This is a genomic window from Mesobacillus jeotgali, from assembly GCF_031759225.1.
GTDB lineage: Bacteria > Bacillota > Bacilli > Bacillales > Cytobacillaceae > Mesobacillus > Mesobacillus jeotgali_B.
Genome location: NZ_CP134494.1, coordinates 3,838,611 through 3,862,620, shown reverse-complemented (window position 1 = coordinate 3,862,620; position 24,010 = coordinate 3,838,611). Strand labels below are relative to the sequence as shown.

21 protein-coding genes and 2 riboswitches are annotated in these 24,010 nt (G+C 43.7%); of the genes, 18 read left to right on the top strand and 3 right to left on the bottom strand.

What is annotated here, in order from left to right; genetic code table 11:
* The first annotated feature begins 48 nt into the window (after window positions 1-48).
* From RH061_RS19425 to RH061_RS19410, 4 genes are all read left to right on the top strand, one after another.
* Entirely contained in the window at window positions 49-276 is a 228-nt protein-coding gene (locus tag RH061_RS19425) for a sulfurtransferase TusA family protein (RefSeq protein ID WP_023626705.1), read from the top strand.
* 107 nt (window positions 277-383) lie between these two features.
* Window positions 384-1,160, top strand: coding sequence for a sulfite exporter TauE/SafE family protein (locus RH061_RS19420; RefSeq protein WP_311072457.1), 777 nt, complete (start codon window positions 384-386; stop codon window positions 1,158-1,160).
* Between the two features lie 822 nt (window positions 1,161-1,982).
* Window positions 1,983-3,809, top strand: coding sequence for a M6 family metalloprotease domain-containing protein (locus RH061_RS19415; protein WP_311072456.1), 1,827 nt, complete (start codon window positions 1,983-1,985; stop codon window positions 3,807-3,809).
* Window positions 3,810-3,914: 105 nt separating this feature from the next.
* A protein-coding gene (locus RH061_RS19410) for an IS3 family transposase (protein WP_311070725.1) occupies window positions 3,915-5,095 on the top strand; the annotation gives its coding sequence in 2 pieces (ribosomal slippage) (window positions 3,915-4,203 and window positions 4,203-5,095; 1,182 coding nt in all).
* 50 nt (window positions 5,096-5,145) lie between these two features.
* Here RH061_RS19410 and RH061_RS19405 read toward each other — a convergent pair.
* Entirely contained in the window at window positions 5,146-6,042 is an 897-nt protein-coding gene (locus RH061_RS19405; protein ID WP_311072455.1) for a diacylglycerol/lipid kinase family protein, read from the bottom strand.
* A 305-nt stretch (window positions 6,043-6,347) separates the two neighbouring features.
* Window positions 6,348-6,489: riboswitch (cyclic di-AMP (ydaO/yuaA leader) on the top strand.
* A 171-nt stretch (window positions 6,490-6,660) separates the two neighbouring features.
* Between RH061_RS19405 and RH061_RS19400 the strand changes: the two genes are divergently transcribed.
* The 12 genes from RH061_RS19400 to RH061_RS19345 all read left to right on the top strand — a co-directional run bounded on the left by RH061_RS19400 (window position 6,661) and on the right by RH061_RS19345 (window position 19,436).
* Window positions 6,661-8,001, top strand: coding sequence for a TrkH family potassium uptake protein (locus RH061_RS19400; protein ID WP_311072454.1), 1,341 nt, complete (start codon window positions 6,661-6,663; stop codon window positions 7,999-8,001).
* A 12-nt stretch (window positions 8,002-8,013) separates the two neighbouring features.
* On the top strand, window positions 8,014-8,670 hold the full coding sequence (locus tag RH061_RS19395) for a potassium channel family protein (RefSeq protein ID WP_311072453.1): 657 nt from the start codon (window positions 8,014-8,016) through the stop codon (window positions 8,668-8,670).
* 592 nt (window positions 8,671-9,262) lie between these two features.
* Window positions 9,263-10,522: a group II intron reverse transcriptase/maturase gene (gene ltrA, locus RH061_RS19390; RefSeq protein WP_311070432.1), complete on the top strand. Its 1,260-nt coding sequence runs from the start codon at window positions 9,263-9,265 to the stop codon at window positions 10,520-10,522.
* 440 nt (window positions 10,523-10,962) lie between these two features.
* Window positions 10,963-11,943 (top strand): BMP family lipoprotein, encoded by a 981-nt coding sequence (locus tag RH061_RS19385; RefSeq protein ID WP_311072452.1) that lies wholly within the window; start codon window positions 10,963-10,965, stop codon window positions 11,941-11,943.
* A gap of 24 nt (window positions 11,944-11,967) precedes the next feature.
* Window positions 11,968-13,623 carry a methyl-accepting chemotaxis protein gene (locus tag RH061_RS19380; RefSeq protein ID WP_311072451.1) on the top strand — a complete coding sequence of 552 codons (1,656 nt, stop codon included), beginning with the start codon at window positions 11,968-11,970 and terminating at the stop codon, window positions 13,621-13,623.
* Between the two features lie 44 nt (window positions 13,624-13,667).
* Window positions 13,668-13,838 (top strand): hypothetical protein, encoded by a 171-nt coding sequence (locus RH061_RS19375; RefSeq protein ID WP_311072450.1) that lies wholly within the window; start codon window positions 13,668-13,670, stop codon window positions 13,836-13,838.
* 198 nt (window positions 13,839-14,036) lie between these two features.
* Window positions 14,037-14,612, top strand: coding sequence for a chromate transporter (locus RH061_RS19370; protein ID WP_311072449.1), 576 nt, complete (start codon window positions 14,037-14,039; stop codon window positions 14,610-14,612).
* The gene (locus tag RH061_RS19365; RefSeq protein ID WP_311072448.1) at window positions 14,609-15,139 is read left to right on the top strand and encodes a chromate transporter; all 531 of its coding nucleotides are present in this window, start codon (window positions 14,609-14,611) and stop codon (window positions 15,137-15,139) included. Before RH061_RS19370 ends, RH061_RS19365 begins: the two co-directional genes overlap by 4 nt.
* 139 nt (window positions 15,140-15,278) lie before the next feature.
* Window positions 15,279-15,383: riboswitch (SAM riboswitch) on the top strand.
* Window positions 15,384-15,457: 74 nt separating this feature from the next.
* Window positions 15,458-16,471 carry a methionine ABC transporter ATP-binding protein gene (locus tag RH061_RS19360; RefSeq protein ID WP_311072447.1) on the top strand — a complete coding sequence of 338 codons (1,014 nt, stop codon included), beginning with the start codon at window positions 15,458-15,460 and terminating at the stop codon, window positions 16,469-16,471.
* Complete coding sequence (locus RH061_RS19355) at window positions 16,461-17,126, top strand: methionine ABC transporter permease (protein WP_167833992.1); 666 nt, start codon at window positions 16,461-16,463, stop codon at window positions 17,124-17,126. Before RH061_RS19360 ends, RH061_RS19355 begins: the two co-directional genes overlap by 11 nt.
* A gap of 21 nt (window positions 17,127-17,147) precedes the next feature.
* On the top strand, window positions 17,148-17,978 hold the full coding sequence (locus tag RH061_RS19350; protein ID WP_311072446.1) for a MetQ/NlpA family ABC transporter substrate-binding protein: 831 nt from the start codon (window positions 17,148-17,150) through the stop codon (window positions 17,976-17,978).
* Window positions 17,979-18,176: 198 nt separating this feature from the next.
* On the top strand, window positions 18,177-19,436 hold the full coding sequence (locus RH061_RS19345) for a DUF445 domain-containing protein (RefSeq protein ID WP_311072445.1): 1,260 nt from the start codon (window positions 18,177-18,179) through the stop codon (window positions 19,434-19,436).
* 152 nt (window positions 19,437-19,588) lie between these two features.
* On the opposite strand, the gene RH061_RS19340 is transcribed toward RH061_RS19345, so the two are convergent.
* Both RH061_RS19340 and RH061_RS19335 read right to left on the bottom strand, forming a co-directional pair.
* Window positions 19,589-20,092, bottom strand: a complete 504-nt coding sequence (locus tag RH061_RS19340) for a DoxX family membrane protein (RefSeq protein ID WP_311072444.1) — start codon at window positions 20,090-20,092, stop codon at window positions 19,589-19,591.
* 212 nt (window positions 20,093-20,304) lie between these two features.
* Window positions 20,305-20,820, bottom strand: a complete 516-nt coding sequence (locus tag RH061_RS19335; RefSeq protein WP_311072443.1) for a DoxX family membrane protein — start codon at window positions 20,818-20,820, stop codon at window positions 20,305-20,307.
* A 201-nt stretch (window positions 20,821-21,021) separates the two neighbouring features.
* On the opposite strand from RH061_RS19335, the gene RH061_RS19330 reads away from it, so the two are divergent.
* Together RH061_RS19330 and RH061_RS19325 are read left to right on the top strand one after the other, a co-directional pair.
* Window positions 21,022-22,209 (top strand): MFS transporter, encoded by a 1,188-nt coding sequence (locus RH061_RS19330; protein ID WP_311072442.1) that lies wholly within the window; start codon window positions 21,022-21,024, stop codon window positions 22,207-22,209.
* Window positions 22,210-22,403: 194 nt separating this feature from the next.
* Window positions 22,404-23,789 (top strand): MBL fold metallo-hydrolase, encoded by a 1,386-nt coding sequence (locus RH061_RS19325; RefSeq protein ID WP_311072441.1) that lies wholly within the window; start codon window positions 22,404-22,406, stop codon window positions 23,787-23,789.
* The last annotated feature ends 221 nt before the right edge of the window (window positions 23,790-24,010 follow it).

Genomic DNA, 24,010 nt, shown 5'->3' with positions numbered 1-24,010 from the left:
CGCTCCCCGAAGAATAAAACTTTTTAAACAACCAAGGAGGATTTTTACATGAACGTAGCAAAAGTATTAGACGCAAAAGGACTAGCTTGTCCAATGCCAATCGTAAAAACTAAGAAGGCAATCACTGACCTTCAATCTGGAGAAGTACTGGAAATCCACACAACTGATAAAGGCGCTGTTAAAGATCTAGCAGCTTGGGCACAATCCACTGGTAACGAACTTCTGAAGCATGAAGAAGAAAACGGTGTGTTCAAGTTCTGGATGAAGAAGGCGTAATTGAACGAAGGGGGAGCTCGTCTCCCTTTTCTTTTGCATTTTTTGTAATGGAATGGCGTTACAGCATTCCTAAGAAAGTCAGCTTTGTACAAAAAGGAGGAAGCCTGATGGATTTCACGTATCTTATTGTCATCTTTCTAATTGGTTTTATCGGGTCTTATATTTCCGGGATGGTTGGAATTGGCGGTTCAATCATTAAATACCCAATGCTATTATACATTCCGCCATTGTTCGGCATTGCCGCATTCAGTGCCCACGAAGTTTCCGGTATCAGTGCTGTCCAGGTTTTCTTCGCGACTATTGGCGGAGTCTGGGCCTACCGTAAAGGCGGATACCTAAATAAGACATTGATCATTTATATGGGTGCTGCAATCCTGGTCGGTTCCTTGATCGGAAGCTACGGATCCCGATTCATGTCAGAAGGCGGAATCAACCTTGTTTACGGTATTCTAGCTTTGATTGCAGCTGTTATGATGTTTGTCCCTAAGAAAAACGTCGATGATATCCCGCTAGACCAGGTAACATTCAATAAATGGCTGGCAGCATTCTTCGCATTTATCGTTGGGGTCGGAGCAGGTATCGTAGGTGCGGCAGGTGCATTCTTGCTAGTGCCTATCATGCTCGTCGTGTTGAAAATTCCTACTCGAATGACAATCGCAACATCCCTTGCGATCACATTCATTTCTTCAATTGGATCAACAGTCGGTAAGCTAGCCACAGGCCAGGTAGAATTTTGGCCAGCACTGATCATGGTCATCGCGAGTCTGATCGCATCACCACTTGGTGCAAATGCAGGTAAGAAAGTAAACACGAAGATCCTGCAATACATCCTTGCAGTGTTGATTTTAGGTACAGCCATCAAAATTTGGATGGATATCCTGTAATAGCAGATTGGAAAAAAGCTTCGCTTCGCGCGAGGCTTTTTCTGTTGGGAGGAACCTGTGTTATTGTGACAGGTTGCATGCGGAGAGGCTTAAAGCTGTTAAGAAAACGTTGTTATTATGACAGGTTTGATGGGATAGAAGGAAAAGCTGTCAGAAGATGCTCCAACTTTAGACAGGTTTGAAGGAAAAATAGGAAAAGTTGTCAGAAGATGCTCCAACTTTAGACAGGTTTGAAGGAAAAATAGGAAAAGTTGTCAGAAGATGCTCCAACTTTAGACAGGTTTGAAGGAAAAATAGGAAAAGTTGTCAGAAGATGCTTCAACTTTAGACAGGTTTGGAGGAAAAGGGAGGAAAGCTGTCAGAAGATGCTCCGACTTTAGACAGGTTTGGAGGAAAAGGGAGGAAAGCTGTCAGAAGATGCTCCAACTTTAGACAGGTTTGGAGGAAAAGGAGGAAAAGTTGTCAGAAGATGCTCCAACTTTAGACAGGTTTGGAGGAAAAGGGAGGAAAGCTGTCAGAAGATGCTCCAACTTCAGACAGGTTGGAGGGAAAAGGAGGAAAAGTTGTCAGAAGATGATCCAATATCGGATAGAAGCTTGAGAGGTAGCCAGAGTTTTGTGGGGTAAATAAATAAATATAGTCAGTATGAAAATATTATATGGTTTATTATGGTAATATAGTTAGTTTTTATAAAGATATATAAAAGTTAAGCCTTTCGACTCACGAAAAAAACTATCAATCGATACTTTCCCCCTATTTAGAATATACTGAATATTTTATATTATTTAGGAAATAGAAGTATTCTAATAGGGAGTGGATTATGTGTTAAAAGTTCTTTCTACATCAGCGCTTTCTCTTGCATTGGCAGGGAGCGCCGTGTTCGCAGGAGTCAGCCCAACTGATTCTGCTGTCAAACCACAAAGTAAATATGAACTAAGCCTTGCTCACCATGTTGGTGCAGCTCCAGAGCTAGTTGATAGAGCAAAGGAATTAGGGATTGATATTTCTAAGGCCGATCCTGCTGAAAAGGCGGCAAAGACAGGAGCTAAATTCCAGCAGCCTGGTGATAACCATGTAGCTTATAAGGAAGCAACTGGAGATGTCCCTGTACTTGTTCTTCTGGCAAAATATCCTGAGGGTGATGAGCCGATTGGTGATATGCCTGGACAAGTTCCGCCAGAGTATTATGAGGATCTTATTTTTGGAACTGAATATAATCCATATGAACTGGAGCAGTTTAAAAAATACGATGGTCCGGATGTTCCTAAAGATCGCACAATGCAAAATGCTTATAAAGAGTCAAGTTACGGAAAAATTAACTTGGTACGCAAAGAAAATACCGAATTTGTATGGGTAGAGATGCCTAAGGGTGCCTCATATTATCTTGACCAAGAAGGCAAGTATGCTGAAAATGGCACATATGTAAATGGTAACGTTAATGGTGACGCACATACTGGTGAATTCGTACGCGACCTTTTGAAAGCGGCTGATGAGCAGGTCAATTTCTCACAGTATGCTGTGGATGGAGAAGTTCCAAACGTATTCGTTGTCCATGAAGGAACTGGAGCAGAATACAGCCGCGACCCGGGTCAATTCTGGTCTCATAAATGGAATATCCTTAGCGCATTATACTATGGAAAATACTATGAAACTGGCACACCGACTCCTCAACATGAAGGTGTAGATGAAGACCAGTGGATTGAAGATACAATCAAGGAAGACATGACATATGACGGCGTAATCGTTAACAACTACAACATCCAGCCTGGTATCGGCGGTAACGTAGCTGGCTTCGATGCAGCGACAAACTCTTACAAAGAGGAAGCTAAAACAGGTCCATTCCCAGTACAGACTGGTGTCTATGCTCATGAATTTGGACATGCTCTAGGACTTCCTGATTTCTATGATACTGTTTACTCATCTGAAGGTGTAGGTAACTACTCCATGATGGCTGGTGGATCTTGGATGCGCTACCCTAATAAAGCTGAGTACGGCGGAAACTCTCCAACTCACTTCGATCCATTCTCTAAGATTTTCTTAGGCTGGGCAGAGCCAATCGAAGTAACACCTGAGAGCGGCGTTCAGGAAATCACTCTACCGGCAGCTAATGCGGCAGATGCTGACAACGGCATCGTTAAAATGGAAGTTCCAGGTTCAAACGGAACAGAATACTTCCTATTTGAAAATATGCAGCAAGAGGGCTTCAATAAAGGTATGGTTCGCCAGGGTGAAGACGCTCATGGACTAGTGGCATGGCATGTTGATGAAAATGTCATCAACCTTTATCAGACTGCTGGATTCCGTCCAAACAACGTTGAAAACTGGATGAACAAGCGCTTCCAGTTCAACCAGTCACAGACTGCAAGCAATGGTGAAGTGGTAACACACTATGGTCTATCTGTCCTTCAGGCAGACGGCCAGTATGATCTTGAAAAGAACCTAAACCGCGGTGACGCAGCTGACTTCTTCAAGACTGGCAGCAAGCTGACTCCGGTAAGCGGCAATGTCCACACAGGTTCTTACTACTTCTGGAAGGGCTATGGTGCAACACCGGCTGATTCCGGAATCCACGTAACGGATATCAAGGAAAACGAAGATGGCTCAATTACAGCTAAATTCTTCTACAACTTTAATTCTAGTTTGAAGTAAATAAAAAAAACTGAGCAGGATGATATTATCCCCTTTAAGTAGACATTCAAAAAAACCTCCATGGTACCATGGAGGTAAGAATGGATACTTGGAGGGGATTTTTCTATGGCTAAGAAAGGACAACAGTTTCAACGTTATACAAATGAATTCAAACAGAAAGCAGTATTAACATACGTTAATGGATCTAAAAGTTATAAGGTAGTGGCCGAAGAGTTAGGGATCCGCAATTGTACACAGCTTAAAGTATGGGTAAAGAAGTGGATGAACGGACAGTCATTTGATGAGCGGCGTGGAGTATCAAACCCTTTAAAAGGAAGGCCACGTACTAACTTTAAAACGGTGGAAGAAGAAAGAGATTATTTGAAGGCACAGGTAGAATACTTAAAAAAGCAGTATCCAAATCTGGTAAAGGAGGAGAAGACATCACCCGTCAGGCAAAATATGAAATCATTGAAGGGTTAAGGGGGAAATACCCTGTCACCTGGTTAATGGAAATCGCCAGAATCAAGCGTGCCTCTTACTATAAGTGGAAAGCAACTCTGCCACAACGCGAGGAAAGGTTCAAACAAGAACAGGATGTACGAGAACATATAATGGCCATTCATTTTATTCATCCAGAGTTCGGGCGTCCTCGAATAACAGATTGGTTAAAGGAAAGTGACTTTTTGATCAACCATAAAAAAGTGTACAGGTTGATGAAGGAGATGGGCATACAGTCGGTGATCCGGAAGAAAAGGAAACGCCATGGCCATACACCTTCAGTTATATGTCCAAATCGCCTAAAGAGAAATTTCAAAGCGGTGGGTCCAAATCAGAAAATGGCAACAGATATCACATATGTTTCTGACGGCAAAGAGTTTTATTACCTGTCGGTCATTCAAGATCTATTCAACAATGAAATCGTGGCATGGCAAATATCCAAACGAAATGATTTAGAACTCGTATTAAAAACTGTTGATGAATGGACAAATAAAAAGGACGTAGCTGGAGCCGTTCTCCATTCGGATCAAGGCTTCCAGTATACGTCCAAGACATACAACAATAGGTTAGAGACATTCGGCGTCAAGGGCAGCCACTCTCGCAAAGGAAACTGCCTTGATAACGCATGCGTAGAATCATTCTTCTCACATCTCAAATCCGAAAAGTTGTATATAGCACAGTGTAAATCAGAAGAGGAAATACGGCAAGCAATCGAAGAATTCATCTATCATTACAATTACAAACGGACTCAAAAGAAATTAAAGAAACGCGCGCCGATTGAGTATCGACACGCGTTAGCTGCGTAGCTTTTTTGTCTTGTCTACTTGACGGGGTCATGACCAGGATTCATTCCCGCTCAGTTTTTTTCATTATTAAAAGAAACAAAAACGTCCAAATGTCCTGGAAGTACTTTTGCTTTAAAAGGCAATGGCTCGCCTTCTTCACCATCGATGTTCACCACATGTGGTTTGTCGGAAGTTACATTTAGATAGGAAGTCCGCATATATTCTACTTCCTCACTTTCCTTTAATTCACCCTTCAATAGTGAAGGGATGAGCGAGGCGATTTTCGGGACGGACATCTTCTTGATGATGAAAGCATGAAATTTTCCATCGTTTACGTTTGCATGGGGAGCAAGGGCCTCGAAGCCGCCGACAGAATTCGTTAGAGCAGCTATCAAGAGGAAAGTACGTCCTTCCCATTTTCCACCTTCATGTTCGACGACCAAATCGATTGCCTCACCATTTAGGAATGATTTTGCCCCTTCCATAAAATAAGCAAGCGAACCAAGTCTCGTCTTCATTTCTGGGCTCACATTGTAGGAAGCTTCGGCAATCGCCCCTACAGCTATGACATTCGCGAAATAATGCTCATTGATTTTCCCTATATCCACAGGGCGGAGGTTGTGCTCATTCAAAATCGCAATAGCTTCATAAGGGTCAAGCGGGATATTGAGTGCCCTGGCAAAATCATTGACTGTACCAAGTGGAATGATGCCCAGAGCAGGCCGGTGTTTTTGTTCAGCCAGCCCATTTATGGCCTCGTTGATTGTCCCGTCCCCGCCCATTGCAATGACTGCATCGTATAAAGAAAGGCAGGCCTCGGTAGCGAAAGCCTCAGCGTCGCCCTCTTTCTCGGTTCTTCGGATATCGATATCGTCGTATCGATCACGTAATGTTTCCTCTATTTTTTCAGCGTAGTCCGCCGCTTTTTCCTTTCCTGAAGATGGATTCAAAATAATCATGGCTTTCATCGACGATAACCTCCCGTACGATTTATTTTTAAAATCGTATCAACTCTAATCATTGGCGCGTTTATTCAATCCTATTATTTACCTTAAAATGGTTTGGTATAAACTCCGTTATCAGTAGTAAAATCGTCCAATAATCAAACATGAAAAACAAAGAAAAACGGAGATTCAGTAAGAAATACGATTATTTGTCATCAATAATGGTTGAAATTGAATGAAAAGCGTCTTTTTTGGCTTCCTTTTCATGTTTACAATGGAATGGCGGAGGAGTATGATTACAGCAGTTTAAGATATTAAATGAGTTTCATATTTCTAAATCGCTGAATCTGAACAGAGCGGGGGAACCAACTTTGTGGAGCAATCCACTTGGGGTGAGGCCTGAATAACAGGCGGGGCTATTCTGAGCCCTAATCCGACAGCTAACTCCGTAAGCGTTGCAGAAGAGGAAGATGAAGCTTGTGTGACAAGTATGTACAAAGTCCACAAGGCTGCTATCTTTTAGCCTCTGGGGGCTTTTTTGTTTTGCTGTATTTTAGATATGTCGACTATTCTAAAATTTAAAGTCCCTGCAAAGAAATATTAGACGCATAATTCCTCATACTAAGGAAAGAAGGAAGGATCATGCGCAGCAAATTGTTTTACAGGATGGATCCACCGAAAGTACTTGTTTTTGGCTTTGGAGCCATTATTCTTTTAGGGACATTATTGCTTTCACTGCCGGCTTCGACAGTGGATGGAAAAGGACTTCCGATTTTAGATGCCTTGTTTACGGCAACATCGGCAACTTGTGTCACAGGTCTTGTTGTTGTTGATACAGGCGATACCTTTACACGTTTTGGCGAAATGGTCATCCTGTCGATGATCCAGGTTGGCGGACTGGGTTTCATGAGTTTTGCCACCTTGCTTGCATTTATTTTAGGGAAAAGAATATCGTTCAAAGAAAGGCTGATCATCCAGGAGTCATTGAATAACGAAACCGTAGAAGGGATCGTCAGGCTTGTCAAACGAATCTTCCTTTTTACAGCGGTAATCGAGATTACCGGGGGGATCATTCTAACTCTGCGATTTTCACAGGACATGGCTGCCGGAAAAGCCATTTATTTTGGATTTTTCCACGCTGTTTCGAACTTTAATAATGCCGGTTTTGATTTGATGGGTGGATTCAAAGGGCTTACTGCCTATGCTGAAGACCCAATCGTCAATATCACGATGATCACACTTATCAGTTTGGGCGGGATTGGGTTCATTGTCATGAATGAGTTATTTGACTATCGTAAGACAAGGAGACTTTCCCTGCATTCAAAAATCGTTTTAGCACTATCGGCTATTCTGGTGTTTGGAGGTGCTCTCCTGATTTTTATCCTGGAGTTCAACAATCCATCCACCTTGAAGCCAATGACGCTGACTGGTAAAATATTCGGAGCGTTTTACCAGGCTGTCACACCCAGGACAGCGGGATCCAATACATTGAATATCCCTGACTTGAAGCAGTCAACCTTGTTTTTGATCATTTTCCTGATGTTCATTGGCGCTTCGCCTGGATCTACAGGGGGAGGAATCAAGACCACCACCTTTGCAGTCCTGATTGGTGCTGTGAAATCACAAATTCGTGGCCGGGAGGATGTCACTTTTTTTGGAAGAAGGATGGATCATACCATCATCTCCAAATCATTGACAGTTACACTGATTTCCCTTTTCCTAATAGGATTGGTTACAATGGTGTTGACCATTACCGAACCTGGGAAAGAGTTTTTGATGATATTCTTTGAGACAGTCTCAGCTTTTTCGACTGTCGGGCTTTCCATGGGCTTGACCCCTGAGCTGAGCTTATACGGAAAAATATTAATCACGATTACGATGTTTGCGGGCCGGGTTGGTCCGTTAACACTGGCTTATGCAATTGCGAAAAAAAGAAAAGAGGATCATTATCGATATCCAGCTGGAAAAGTGATGATTGGGTAGGAGGATGTTATTATGGCAAAGCAGTACGCAGTAATAGGTATGGGACGTTTCGGGTCCAGTGTGGCGACCACATTATATCATGAAGGAAATGAAGTACTTGCGATCGATAAGAGTGAACAGCATATCGAGGACTATAAGGAGTTTGTGACCCATGCGGTCATCGGAGACTCAACCGATGAGCAAACATTGAAGGCAGTAGGAATCAGGAACTTTGATACTGTCATTGTGGCAATAGGGGATGACATCCAGGCTAGTATTCTAACCGTCCTAATTTTAAAAGAGATGGGAGTCGCCAATGTTGTTGCCAAAGCTCTTAACAAGCACCATGCGCAAGTATTGTTCAAGGTTGGCGCGGACAAAGTCATTTTCCCGGAACGAGATATGGGAGAAAGAGTCGCCCACCAGCTAATGGCATCGCCCAATGTATTGAACTTTATCGAGCTTTCGGATGACTATAGTATCGAGGAAATCAAACTTCCGTTGAGCATGGCCGGAAAGAACTTGATTGAGATCAATCTGCGTGCCAAATATAATATCACCGTTATCGGCGTAAAGACGGCCAACAAAGTCGACATCTCCCCAGATCCAGAGAAGACCTTAAGAGCAGAGGATATTCTGATTGTCCTTGGTGAAAATGGTGATTTGAACAGGTTTACGAAATTAAAATAATCCAATCGGAAGCGGGCTGATAAGACAGCCTGCTTTTTTCTGTGCGCCCGGCATGGGTGCAGTCTATAGGGTGTAAGTCCCGAGCCATGAAGGCAGTAGTAGTGGTTAGCTTAACGCAAGGGTGTCCGCGGTGACGCGGAATCTGAAGGAAGCGAGCGGCAAACCTCCGGTCTGAGGAACACGAACTTCATATAAGGCTAGGTACCATTGGATGAGTTTGCAGAACAAAACAAAGTCCTTACTGCCGAAGGTGGTACAGAGTAAATGAAGCAGATAGATGGAGGGAAAGACTGTACTCTTACCCGGGGAGGTCTGATTGGAAAGCCAAGTACACTTGGTAACCTATCTAGCAATAGATAGCTGAACAATCAGAAGTCAGCAGAGGTCATAGTACTTTACCGGCTCGAGACGGTAAGGGAAGGACTGAACAATTAGGAAGAACGAGAACTAGGCATACAATTCCTGTGTAGAAGCAGACAATCCGAAAGGACTTACTTGAAGGAGGAAGTGGTGAATCCACAGGGGACTTCATGAGGGTGGAGCAGGAATAACATAATTAGATTTCTACGTTCACGTCGAAAGGAAATATCACATGTTAATGAATCTGATTCTATCACGGGAAAACTTAATAGAAGCACTTAAACGTGTGGAGAAGAACAAAGGGAGTCACGGCATAGATGGAATGTCCGTAAAATCCCTACGAAGACATCTCTATGAGAACTGGGACACCCTTTGTGATTCTTTAAGGAAAGGTACCTATCAACCTAACCCAGTACGTCGAGTCGAAATCCCGAAACCGAACGGTGGAGTAAGGTTACTTGGAATACCTACCGTGATAGATCGTTTCATCCAACAGGCAATCGCCCAAGTTTTAACTCCGCTTTTTGACCCAACCTTCTCGGAACATAGTTATGGGTTTAGGCCAAGCCGAAGAGGCCATGACGCTGTACGTAAAGCAAGGGGATATATAAGTGAAGGTTACAGATGGGTGATTGACATGGACTTGGAGAAGTTCTTTGACAAAGTGAATCATGACAAGCTGATGGGGATATTGGCAAGCAGAATCCAAGACCGATTGGTCTTGAAGCTAATTCGAAAATATCTCCAAGCAGGAATCATGATAAATGGTGTAGTCTACGATGCAGAAGAAGGAACACCACAAGGAGGTCCCCTGAGCCCTCTTCTTTCGAATATACTTTTGGATAAGCTTGATAAAGAACTAGAAAGGAGAGGTCACAAGTTTGTCCGATACGCCGATGATTGTAATATTTACATGAAATCGAAGAAAGCTGGAGAACGAGTAATGAACTCCATTACATGCTTCATTGAGCAGAAATTAAAGCTCAAAGTAAACAGAGGGAAATCAGCGGTTGACCGCCCGTGGAAACGAAAATTCCTTGGCTTTAGCTTTACGGTTAATAAGAAACCGAAGGTTCGAATAGCCAACGAAAGTGTTAAAAGGCTAAAAGCTAAAATACGAAAGTTAACATCCCGTTCTAAACCAATCCCCATGGAAGTTAGAATTGAGAAATTGAATCAATTTCTAACGGGATGGTGTGGATATTTTGCATTAGCTGATACACCAAGTAAATTCAAAGAATTTGATGAGTGGATTAGAAGAAGACTCCGTATGATTGAATGGAAACAATGGAAGAACCCGAAGACAAGAGTAAGAAAACTCAAAAGTCTTGGCGTTCCAGACCAAAAGGCATACGAATGGGGAAATTCCAGAAAGAAATTTTGGAGAATTGCCTCAAGTCCAATCTTACACAAAACCCTCGATAACTCTTATTGGAGTCATCGAGGGCTCAAAAGTCTATATCAAAGATATGAATTTCTACGTCACACTTAATTGAACCGCCGTATACCGAACGGTACGTACGGTGGTGTGAGAGGTCGGGGGTTAGTCACCCCCTCCTACTCGATTTTTAACAGAATGTTTATTTTTCAGTGGTTGAAAAATGAACGGATCAATTCCGCTTAAATTTGAAACGGCCCGTATTTCCTTAAAAATAAGGGCTGTTTATCCGGTTATTAAATCCAAATCGTGTGAATTTGTCTTATTCTAAGCAATTAACCGGAATAACTCCCCCTATTTCTCCTTCAAAAGGGTCCTTTATATACAATAGCCGGAAAATCTCCGCTTATGAATTCTCATACTTCCGCGATAATCGACAGAACCTTCTTTTTAGAAAATTAACAAAAGATAGACTTTACTTAAGTCCATTAAAAAAAATGTGATGTGGTCGATGAAATACATATAAATCTTTAATAAGGGAGCATTACATCAAGATGAAACAGATTATGAATATACTTTTAATTTCATTTCTCCTCGTTGGCAGCCTGAGTGGATGCGCAAGCAAAGAGCTGGAAGCGAAGGAAAGGGTCAAAATTGGTATTATGTTGTCTGACGTCGGACTTGGAGACCAGTCTTTCAGTGATGCAGCTTTTGCCGGACTGGCAAAAGCAAGAGATGAACTCGATGTACTTTTTGATTATAGAGAGCTTCAGGCTGTAGGTACCTATGAAAAAGGTTTTACTGAGCTTGTTGAACAAGGAAACGACATTGTCATTGGGCTGGGTTTCATGGTTGTTGAGGACTTAGAGAAGGTGGCCAAAAAGTACCCGGACCAGCAATTTATTTTGGTTGATTCAGTATCTGAATTGGATAATATCACATCCATTACTTTTAGAGAAGAACAGGGCAGCTTCCTGGCGGGTGCAGTTGCAGGAATGGTGTCAAAATCTAATATCGTTGGGTTTGTTGGCGGAGCGGATGTTCCACTGATACATAAATTTAAATCTGGATTTGAGCAAGGAGTGAAAGCGGTGAATCCAGAAGCAGAGGTTCTGATTTCATACTCGAATGACTTTGGAAATGCAGAGCTTGGTGGAAAGATCGCTGCAGGAATGATTGAGGAAGGCGCTGATGTACTCTATGCGGCGGCAGGTTTTACCGGGGTAGGGGTATTGAAGGAAGCACAATCAAAGAAGAAGTTCGCTATAGGTGTTGATAGTGACCAGTACTTTTTTGCTGAAAAAGCAATCATTACCTCGATGCTGAAAAACGTCGATGTCGCACTGTATGAAACAGTGAAGGAGTTTCAGGCGGAAAAGAAGCTTGAAGCAAAGCAGATTGAACTAGGAATGAATGAAAAAGGTGTCGGACTTGCACCAATCAGGGTGGTAAAGCTGACTTCCGAACAGGAAAAAAGACTAGAAGACCTGAAAGCAAAATTATCCGCTAATGAGCTTTCAATACAGCTGGATTAATCAGCACAACTGGGGGAAGCCAACATGACAATAAAAAAGAAACTACTGCTTAACTTGCTGCTTGCGATAGGGTTATCGATTGTGATGATTTCCTTTATTATCTATAGGATGTTGATGGTCCAGGCATCCAATCAGGATCAAGTTCAGGTACTGCTGACAGTGCAGAGCCTGCAGTCTGAAACTGCTGCCTTGAAACAATCGCTTAGCAACTTTTCGTTCAGCCCTACCGAGGGGAACAGACAGGATGCGCTGACGAGAATGGAGAAGACCTCTCATTATTTCACACAAACAAAATCTTTGCTTCAGCAGGAAGATAACAAAATCGTCTTAGACAAAGCTCTTGAAAAATTCACTGCTCTAGAAAGGGAAGCCAATAAAGCACTGGATGAGAAAAACAGTGCAGAGGTAAAACGCCAGTCATTGCGCAGTGAAGGAGTTTTCAATGACCTTCACCTGCTGAATATCCAGGTTAACGAAAATTATGATTTTCTAAAAGAAGACTTGGAAAATCAAATTCAATTCATAATACTTGCCGCAATCATAGGCAGCATTTTGCTTGTAGTCGTTGCCGGTGGAATAGGAATCAGATTGACTAGTTCAATTACGAAGCCATTGAGGCTGATTGCTGTGAATGCGCAAGAAATCGCCAAAGGTAATTTGACGATCGAAAAAGTTCCTTACAAACACAAAGATGAGCTTGGGACATTGAATGAGTCTTTTGACATGATGGCAGCCCAACTGACTTCCTTGCTGCAAAAAGTGAACATGGCGAGCAAGGAAGTAGAAGAATTCGCAGGGGAAATCGAGCAGGAAAATATCGCGCTGACGGAAATCTCCAACCAAGTAGCTGTATCAACGGATGAGCTTTCTGCAGGGGCCCAGACTGTCTCGGAAGATTTACAGCAATCGGTTGAGCTGATTGATGAAATGGATAAGGAAATTATGCTGAACCTTGACCACACTCAGGAATCCTCCTCGTATAGCAAGGAAGCGGTTGAAGCAATCAGTGAAGGCAGAAAAGCAATCGAGGGGCAAAAGGTGTTAATTACCGAGAACAAAGAAGCTTCATCATCGATCCAGGCAGCAACTGATCAATTTGCAGGCTATGCGGCAAAAATCCAGGATATGGCCCAAACTGTTTCAGCCATCGCAGACCAGACCAACCTGTTGGCCTTGAATGCGGCGATTGAAGCGGCAAGGGCAGGTGAGGCAGGAAAAGGGTTTGCGGTCGTTGCCTCAGAGGTCAGGAAGCTGGCAGAAGAATCTAACAGAGCCACAACGCAAATATTTGATATGGTCAACCTCCTAAAGACGGGACTTGATGAAATCGGAGAGGCAGTAAACAAAGGCGGGGCAATTGCAGAAGAGCAGATGGAATCAATGAACCTCACAATGTCTGCTTTTGTAAATATTGAATCGAAGGTAAGCGGCATCTCAGAGAAAATCAACCATCTTGTCAAAGGTATGGAAGCTTCGAAGGAATTGGGAGCAAGGGTACTGCATAATGTTGAATCGATCAGTGCGGTCGTAGAAGAAACAGCGGCTGGAAGCGAAGAAATCTCCGCATCCACAACAGAACAATTATCCGCATTCGGCAACCTTTCGAAAAAGGTGACAGACCTGAGGAAGCTGACAAATGAATTGAATGAATCCGTTTCGGTTTTTAAGTTTAATAGATAATTAGTTGAGTATCATGGCCTTAGGGCTGTGGTACTTTTTTTATCATGCAGATGGATCTGCAAAATGGCTGCTTGATCGAAATACGCGCGGATGTGGTCGAAATACGCATGGATTTAGTCGAAATAATTCAAGAATTGGTTGAAATAATTGTGAATGCGGTCGAAATAATTCAAAAAGTGGTCGATATAATTGTGAAGGCGGTCGAAAAAATTTAAAACCCGTCAATATCCTGCATGGCGAGGAAAATATGATTCACTTATAAGGCGAAATTATGATGAAACAAGCCGGACACGGTGAAATATCGTGAATTTGACATGCAGTCTCGATTATATGAGTCTATAATAAAATACAAGAAATAAGATTTATAGATAGGGACTGCATTAGGCATCAATAACAGAAGAGAAGGTGAAGTTTTGAAACAGAGAGATTTATTCTTAGCGTTTTTTCGCGTCGGAATCCTTGGTTATGGCGGTGGCCCGTCTTCGATTCCGCTTGTACATAAGGAAGTGGTAGAGAAATATAAATGGATGGATTCTGATGAGTTCGGCGATATTCTTGCTTTGGGAAATGCGCTTCCGGGACCGATTGCCACAAAAATGGCTGGTTATATTGGCTATCGTGTAGGCGGATTCCTGGGAATGATCAATGCCCTGGCTGCAACTATGATTCCGGCGATTATCCTGATGATCCTACTCTTGACCGGCCTGAATTCATACAAGGATGAGCCATGGGTGAAAGGAATGGCAGAGGCTGTTGTTCCAGTTGTTGCCGTCATGCTGGCTGTCCTGACATGGGACTTCATCAAGAAGTCTGGTAAATCAAAACTTGGTTGGGGCTGGACAGCTGTGGCGCTCATTGGCAGCCTGATAATTCTTCAATTCCTGAATCTGCATCCGGCAATATTAATATTTGTCCTGCTGCTGAGTGCCTTGCTGAAAAAAGACCCTGCTCCAGCAGAAAGTAAACAATCAGGAGGGGAGCAGCAGTGATTTATTTCCATATATTTTTAGCGTTTTTCATTCCTGGGATACTGGGATATGGCGGCGGTCCTGCCTCCATTCCGCTGATTGAAAATGAAGTTGTCGACCGCTATGAATGGATGACAGTCAACGAATTCAGTGAAGTGCTGGCGATGGGCAACGCCCTGCCAGGCCCGATTGCAACCAAGATGGCCGGATATATCGGCTATGCAGAGGGAGGAATCCTTGGGGCAATCGTAGGGGTATTTGCCACGGTGGCACCATCCCTGATCTTAATGATCAGCTTGCTCGGATTGTTAATGAAGTATAAGGATTCCCCTCGTGTCAAAAGGCTGACGATCGTTGTCCGCCCCGTCATTGCTGTGCTATTAGGTGTCATGACCTATGATTTCTTTTTCTCGTCCTATGAAGGAGTCGGCCTTTCACAGACGATCCTGATTGGCGGAATCAGTTTTTTGCTAATGGAAAAATTTAAAGTTCATCCTGCCTATGTCATCGCAGGTTCACTAGTATACGGAGCCCTTGTTTTATCGTAAACAGGGGTTTTTCTTTTTAAAAAATTTCCTTACTCCACCAACGGTGTAAGCGATATCATAAGAAAATGCGAAAAAAACTTTGTTGACAAATAAGTCAGAGAGTTTTAATATTTCAATTATCGAAATTAATTTAATAAGAAACTTATCAAGAGAGACTGAGGGATTAGGCCCGATGACGTCCGGCAACCTCCATTATGGAAAGGTGCCACTTCCTACAGAATGTTTTCATTCTGAAAGATAAGTCGTATAGATGTTACGATGCCTCTTTCATATGAATGAAAGAGGCATTTTTATTTTTAAAAAATCGGGGGTGCAATCATGATTGAAGTGAAAAACCTGGTCAAGATTTATGAAACGAAAAAAGGCTCGGTAACTGGTGTTGACCATGTTTCATTAAAAATCGAAAAAGGTGAGATCTACGGAATTGTCGGATATAGCGGGGCAGGGAAAAGTTCTTTGATCCGATGCCTGAATCTCCTTGAAAAACCGACATCCGGTGAGATACATATTGACGGTGTAGAACTCACTTCTTTAGGAAAAAGTGAACTGCGGAAAGCACGCCTGAAAATCGGGATGATTTTTCAGCATTTCCATTTGGTAAGCGCTAAGACGGTGAGTGAAAACATCGCGTTCGCGTTAAAAGCTGCCGGGCTGCCAAAGGCGAAAATCAATGATCGAGTAACGGAGCTTCTTGATATGGTCGGACTTTCTGATAAAAGAGATGTCTATCCGGCACAATTGTCAGGCGGACAGAAGCAGCGGGTCGGCATTGCCAGGGCGCTGGCGAATAATCCATCTGTGCTCTTATGTGATGAAGCTACTTCGGCACTCGATCCAAGCACAACGAAATCAATTCTCTCCTTGCTTAAAAAGATTAATAGTGAACTAGGGATCACGATCGTCCTGATCACCCACGAGATGGAGGTCGTCAAGACGATTTGTGACAGGATGGCTGTCATGCAAGATGGGAAAATCATTGAAGAAGGAGATGTGTATGAAGTCTTCGCTAATCCGAAACAGTCGCTCACAAAAGACTTCGTCAACTCCATCCTTCAATTCGATTTGCCGGAAAGATTGCTGGGGGAACGTCAAGGGAAGCTGATCAAAATCTATTTCCAGGGTGAGATTGCCGAACAGGGAGTCATATCCGATGTTTTCCAGACGTATAAAGTTCGCGGCAATATCCTGCACGGGAAGATCGAGTATATTCAGGATATTCCATTGGGAATTTTCATTATGGAGGTTTCGGGAGACCAGCTGGAGATTGACCGGGCAATTGCCTACATAGCGGCAAGAACGAAAAATCTGGAGGTGATGGATGATGCTGCTTGATAGCCTGATTGAACTGCTGCCGGAATTGAACAAAGCATTTTTTGAAACGATTTATATGGTCGGCATCTCCATCCTTGTCGCCATTATCGTTGGATTGCCAACAGGAGTGCTGCTTTTTGTCACCGACAAAGGTCTGTTCCTGGAAAACCAGCTTTTTAAAAATATAGCCGGCTTCATCGTCAATATGATCCGCTCGGTACCGTTCATTATCCTGCTTATTGCCCTGCTTCCGCTTGCGAATCTGATCGCAGGCACGACAATCGGGCCGACAGCGGCATCTGTTTCATTATCAGTCGCGGCGATTCCGTTTTTTGCAAGAATCGTAGAACAAAGCTTCCGGGAAATTGATAAAGGAGTCATTGAAGCGGCAGTTGCGACAGGTGCGACTCCATGGATGATCATCAAAGATGTCCTGATTCCCGAAGCGAAGCCTGGCATCGTCCAGGGAGTGACCATCACGATCATCAGCCTTGTTGCCTATTCGGCAATGGCCGGGATTGTCGGCGGTGGCGGAGTCGGTGACCTGGCGATCCGCTTCGGCTATTACCGTTACGATAATACAATCATGATCACGACAGTCATCATTTTGATCTGCCTCGTCCAGCTGATCCAGTTTGGCGGAGACAGAATTGCAAGAGTAGTAGACAAAAGATAAATATTAGGGGGTTCTTTTACAATGAAAAAATTATTCTTCTCATTATTATTGTTATTATCAATCGGGCTGCTTGCTGCATGCGGCAGCGACTCAGCATCATCCAGCGGCGATGCGAAAGCAGACGCAAAACAAGTGACATTCGGTGCGACATCCGGTCCATACAGTGATATGGTCACGAAGGGCATAAAGCCTCTTCTTGAGAAAAAAGGTTATGAAGTGAAAGTAGTCGAGTTCAGCGATTACATCCAGCCGAACCTGGCATTATCAAAGGGCGATCTTGACGCGAACCTGTTCCAGCACAAAATCTATATGGAGAACTTTGCGAAAGAGCACAAACTTGAGTTGTCAGAAGTGATTGTCGTGCCAACTGCGCCAATGGGAATCTACTCTAAGAAATTCAATTCACTGGATGAAATCGCAGAGGGTGCTGCCATCGCGATTCCGAATGACCCAACAAATGCAGCGCGTGCCTTCTTGATTCTTGAAGATGCTGGATTAATCAAGCTTGATCCGAATGCTGACCCACTGACAGTTTCTGAAAAAGATGTAAAAGACAATGTGAAGAACTTGCAGTTCAAGCCAATTGAAGCAGCACAGCTTCCAAGAGCAGTCGAAAGCGTCGATCTATCAGCTGTACCAGGCAATTTCGCCCTGGCAGCAAAAATGGACCTGCTTGACGCACTTCAGCTTGAAAACATGCCAGATCAATACCGCAACCGCGTCGTCATCAATACAAAAGACCAAGATGCCCAATTTGCAAAGGACATCAAAGAAGTCGTAGAATCACCTGAGTTTGAAGAAATCATCGATGAAGAATTCAAAGGCTTCGGAAAGCCGGAGTGGATGGAGTAGGATAGATATAACATTGAAGTCCCGGGATCCCGGGACTTTTCCTTTTTTATAGCTTTCTCCCCTATAAATTGGTTAAAATATTAAGAGGCTCTTTTATAGGAAGTTCTTTTGGTTTTTTTTACATGACAAAAGGGAAACAGGCATCCAAAATGCTATTAGCCTTTTTCACATCAATCTAAAAGTAACAGAGGGAGATATATGGAAAAACGAGATAAGAGATCTAGACATCTAGCAGCTATTTCACTGGCGATTATGGGTGTGGGGTTCCTCGCTATGATTCCGTTCCAGGATTCATTGATCGGAAAATTGCTGATGGGCGGGTTTGAAGCAGGTCTTGTCGGCGGTCTTGCTGACTGGTTTGCCGTAACTGCGCTCTTCAGGCATCCGATGGGAATCCCGATTCCCCACACCGCGCTTTTGCCGAAAAACCGTGATAAAGTAACACGTGCATTAATCAATATGCTTGAAAATGACTGGCTAACGAAAGAAAGCATCATGGAAAAGTTCAAGCAGATTCATATTCTGGATAAAATTTTTGAAACGGTCGAAAAAGAGCTTCATTCAGAATCTGTGAAAAACAGCATCCAGGCTTTCAGTCTTGATGTCGTAAAGAAAATAGATGTTGAACGATTTGCGCCGACAATTGAACAGGAAATTAAGGGGTTCCTGCTATCAGCGGATGCTTCCGCGTTTTTGCAAAAAGCATCCAGCCATATACTTTCAAAAGAATATGACTCGGCCGCATTTGACTATGTCCTGCAAGAGACGGAAAAATGGGCGTCGCAGCCTGAAGCGAAAATGGTTCTTGGCAAGCTGGGAAAACAGGCAATTGATACGACCGAAGCTGACGGACTTTTAAAATTCGCGATTCAATCGTTCAGCAATATGATCACTGAGGAAAAGGTCGGCAATATTTTGCAATCATTCATTTTAAAAAGAATGAAAAACCTGCAGCAGGATGATAATCGCTACCGCCATATGATCCTTGATAAAATCCGCAAAGAACTGGGGAATCTCAATGATCGTGAAGCTCTGATGGCGGAAATCCAAACCTGGAAAAACAAGATGGTCGAAGAGATGGATTTAACTCGACAAATAAAAGATGTACTTTCCAAGGCGAAGGATCGTGGTATTGCGTTCATCGAAAAAGACAGCTTTGTGGATGACACGGTAACTCCAGTGGTGAAAAAATTCATCGAAGAAATCAAAGCTGACAATGAAAAGGTAACAGCAATCGAAAGCTGGATCCATGCAAAGATTGCCGGTCTAATTGAACGGAATCATTCCAAGATTGGAAAGCTGGTCAGAGAAAATCTGGATAAGCTTGATACCGAAACACTGATTGACATGATGGAAAACAATGTAGGAAAAGATCTGCAATGGATCAGGGTAAACGGTGCTGTCTGCGGCTTCCTGATTGGGATCGGTTTAACGATTTTTAAGCTTTTGGTCATGTAAAACACTAATATGAGGGACAGGGAAAAGGCTTGGTCAGTGACCAGGCCTTTTACTCATTGTTACTCTTCAGTTAAGCCCCAGTTATTTTCCGCTCAGGGTGGTTTTCCTGAAAAATGTTGAAAGCCTCCTGCAAAAGCTCAGGAGGCTTCAATTCATTTTATGCTAGCTTTCTGTCTGAAAATGGTTTTTCGGATATATGGGATCACCCAGTAGTCCAATCCATATTTTCCTGCGTTAAAGCCAGCGAAGAGGATGATGAATCCGAAGAATATGTCAGTTGGATTATGTGATACGGTTCCGGCGAGGAAGAAGCTGAAGTTCATTACAAGGCCGAAGAACATTGCAGCAGTTGTCAGGCATCCAAGGATCAGGCCGAGACCGACGAGGAACTCACCGACCGGCACGATAAAGTTGAAAAGCTCAATGTTCGGCAGCGCGAAGTTTTCCAGGAAAGAGACATACCAGCCATAAACCATACTTCCATCTGGACCTTTAACAGGATTCGCTACTGCGTTTTTCAGATACCCAGTTGCGTCAAATCCTTCCCCGGTCATTTTATGCCATCCAGCAACCATCCAGTTGTAACCGAGCCATAATCTTAAAACAGTCAGCAAGCCAGCAGCAAACTTGTTACCCCTTAACCAATCAGCAAACATATCAATCGCTTCCCTTCGAGGATGAAGTATTATTTGATTACACTACAATATATTAATCTTCCATTTTTAAATGCAGGCTGGAAGTCTTTGTTCACAAATTGGCAAAAACATATTGTCAGGATTTTGAACACATGGCGGAGATGGAACCTGGGGGAAGATAGGTCGAAATAAAAGAGCCAGGCAATTGCCTGGCTCTCGGGTTATGTTTTTAGTTAAACGGCTTTATGGGCAGTTTCAGTTTCTCTTTTGAATACAGACTTGCGGATGAATGGAACCACCCAGCGGTCTAAACCGTATTTGCCAGCGTTATAGCCAGCGAACAGGATGATGAAGCCGAAGAAGATGTCAGTCGGGTTGTGAGATACTGTTCCGGCAAGGAAGAAACTGAAGTTCATCACAAGACCGAAGAACATGGCTGCAGTTGTCAGAGTTCCCAGGAGCAAGCCAAGTCCGACCAGGAATTCGCCAAGCGGAACGATGAAGTTGAAAAGATCGACATTCGGTAGCGCGAAGCTTTCAAGGAAGTTCACATACCAGCCATAAACTGCGTGGCCGTCTGGGCCTTTAACCGGGTTCGCGATCGCGTTCTTCAGATATCCAGAAGCGTCAAACCCTTCACCAGTCAATTTTCCCCATCCTGCAGTCATCCAGTTATATCCGATCCATACCCTAATTACAGTCAACAGGCCAGCAGCAATATTGTTTTCTCTTAACCATTTAGCGAACATATAAATCGCTTCCCTTCAAAAATAAGTAATTATTGATTACACTTACAATATATCAGAATTCGAAATAAAAATGAGTTAATTGTGAAGTTGTTCACAAAAACGCAACAACAAATTGACGGAAAATTGAACACGGATCTTTTTAAAAGGATGATCTGGAGACAGTGCCTGAAAAAAGGATTGAATGAGAAAGGATGAAAGCCGATGGATCAAACAACAGGAACAGCTCAACAACCACAGGGCACTGAAAAAATCTGGAGCAAGGACTTTGTGTTTATATTCCTGGCGAATTTTTTCATCTTCCTGGGTTTCCAAATGACTTTGCCTACCATTCCGCTATTTGTCGAGCGCTTGGGCGGAAATGATCAGTTGATCGGATTTGTCGTAGGGATTTTTACGTTTTCTGCATTGCTTGTACGCCCTTTTGCAGGCCGGATGCTGGAAACGAAAGGAAGAGGCTTCATTTATCTGATAGGCCTGGCAATTTTCGTGGTTTCTGTAGGTTCATTTGGATTTGCAACAGGCATCGCCTTCTTATTTTTGATGAGGATTGTCCAGGGGGTCGGCTGGGGTTTTTCCACGACAGCATCTGGTACGATTGCAACCGATTTGATCCCGCCGCGGCGCAGAGGGGAAGGAATGGGATATTTCGGGCTTTCCGGGAATGTAGCGCTTGCGATGGGACCGACTCTCGGCCTTGCGCTGGCTGCGGCAATCACATTCAAGCAATTATTTATGATCAGTGCCTTCCTGGGTCTTGCCGCATTCCTGCTCGCGTCAAGGATCACCTATAAAAAGGCGGAGAAAATGGAAGAAACTGCAGCGAAACGAAGATGGGATGTATATGAAAAATCAGCTCTGCAGCCGTCCTTGCTATTGTTGTTCATTACAACCACATTTGGAGGAATCGCCTCATTCCTGCCGCTTTACTCTGCGCAGAAGGGAATTGAAGGGATAGAGTGGTATTTCTTTATTTTTGCGATGACCCTGATGCTGTCCCGGTCATTTGCAGGTAAACTCTATGATAAAAAAGGACATGGTGCCGTCTTCCTGCCCGGGACTGTTTTGATCATGATTGCCATGATTCTTTTAGCCTGGCTGCCGAACAGCCTCGTGATGTTCATTGCCGCCGGCCTGTACGGCTTCGGGTTTGGTTCGGTACAGCCGGCATTGCAGGCATGGGCCGTCCAGGATGCTCCGATGAACCGCAAAGGAATGGCGAATGCAACGTTCTTCTCTTTTTTCGATTTGGGCGTTGGTGTCGGGGCGATGACTTTTGGCCAGATCGGCCACTGGCTCGGCTACGGAAGCATCTACATCGCTTCCGCCATTTCCGTTTCTGTTTCGATCATTCTCTATATTTTTATGATGAAAAGGCCGGCGAGAACGTAGACCTGTTCCAATTTGGAGCAGGTTCTTTTTATTTGAAGAAGAATTTTTAACAAAGTAAAATACAGATATAGGTATATATTGGAATCAAGGCAGCGGCCGGCACTGGTATATTTTTTTGCTTTTAAAGTATATGGTGCGGGGTATAAGAGAGTATAGTCTTCATAAACCTATTAAAAAATTGAGGAGGAGTTCATATGTATTTTAAGTCATTTTTTGATGACCAGCTTGCACATATGTCTTACTTGATCGGCTGCCAGAGAACTGGGGAAGCGATTGTCATCGACCCGGCAAGGAATATCCAGCCTTATCTGGACACCGCTAAAAAGGAAGGCCTCAAAATCTCAGCTGCAACAGAAACCCATATTCATGCAGATTATCTGTCAGGAGCAAGGGAGCTTGCCCATCACTATGGTGCCAAGCTGTATGTATCCGATGAAGGGGATAAGGACTGGAAGTATCAATATGTCGACCAGTATGAGCATGAATTGGTGACAGAGGGCTCGACGTTCAATATCGGGAATGTCTATTTTGAAGTGATCCACACCCCTGGGCATACACCGGAAAGCATCTCATTCCTGCTGACGGATAAAGGCGGCGGCGCCAATGAACCGATGGGCATTTTCACGGGGGACTTCCTGTTCGTAGGCGATGTCGGCCGTCCTGATCTCCTGGAAAAGGCGGCAGGCATCAAGGACACTTCAGAAGCTGGAGCACACCAGATGTTCGAATCGCTCCGGAAAGTGGAAAAGCTGTCTGACTTCCTGCAAGTATGGCCAGCACACGGAGCAGGAAGCGCATGTGGGAAATCACTTGGCGCTGTGCCAATGTCCACTTTAGGCTATGAGAAAAAATTCAACTGGGCCTTCCAGATCAAAGAAGAGGACAAATTCGTTGAGGAGCTGCTTGCCGGACAGCCGGAGCCTCCGAAATACTTCGCCCAGATGAAAAAGCTCAATAAAGTAGGCCCTGAATTGCTCAGACGTGAAGAAACTCCAAAAGTGTCATTGTCTGAAGCAGGGGATGCGGTAGTAGTCGATACCCGTCCGGCAAATGAGTTCGCCAATGGACATGCTGAAGGAACCATCAACATCCCTTACAATAACTCCTTCACGAACTGGGCAGGCTGGTTGTTAAGCTATGACCAGGACATCGTGTTGATCGCCGATCCGGAAAAACTGCCAGACGTGAAAAAATCACTGCAATCAATCGGACTTGACCAGGTAACAGGGTATGTCGATCCGAAAGAGCTCGGAGGCAGTCTGGAAGAATACAAGAATGTCACCGCAAGTGAAGCAAAAGCAATGATGGAAGATGAAAACTATTTTGTCATCGACGTCCGCAATCAAAGCGAATGGGACAGCGGCCATATCCCCGGTGCCCATCATATGATGCTCGGAAACCTGACCGACAAGTTAGACGAAGTGCCAAAAGACAAGAAAATCATCGCCCATTGCCAGTCAGGTGCACGCTCCGCGATCGGCACAAGCCTGCTTTTGAAAAATGGCTTCAAGAATGTATTCAACCTAGAGGGCGGATACTCCGCATGGGAAAAAGAAGGACTCCCTGTTAAAAAGGATTAAAACCAGAGCCAGCTCAGTTGACGAGCTGGCTTTATTTATTGAGTATTGGCCGTTATGGGTCCTGAATTGTATTTAGGATAACGCATCACTATTTCCACCTCTATAAGGGTACCGTTCAAGCGGAAAGATACCCTTATGCAAGCCATTCCGTCTCTATAAGGGTACCGTTCAAGCCGAAAGATAGATTTTGCAAGCAGTTCTAAACAATAGAGTATATTGGT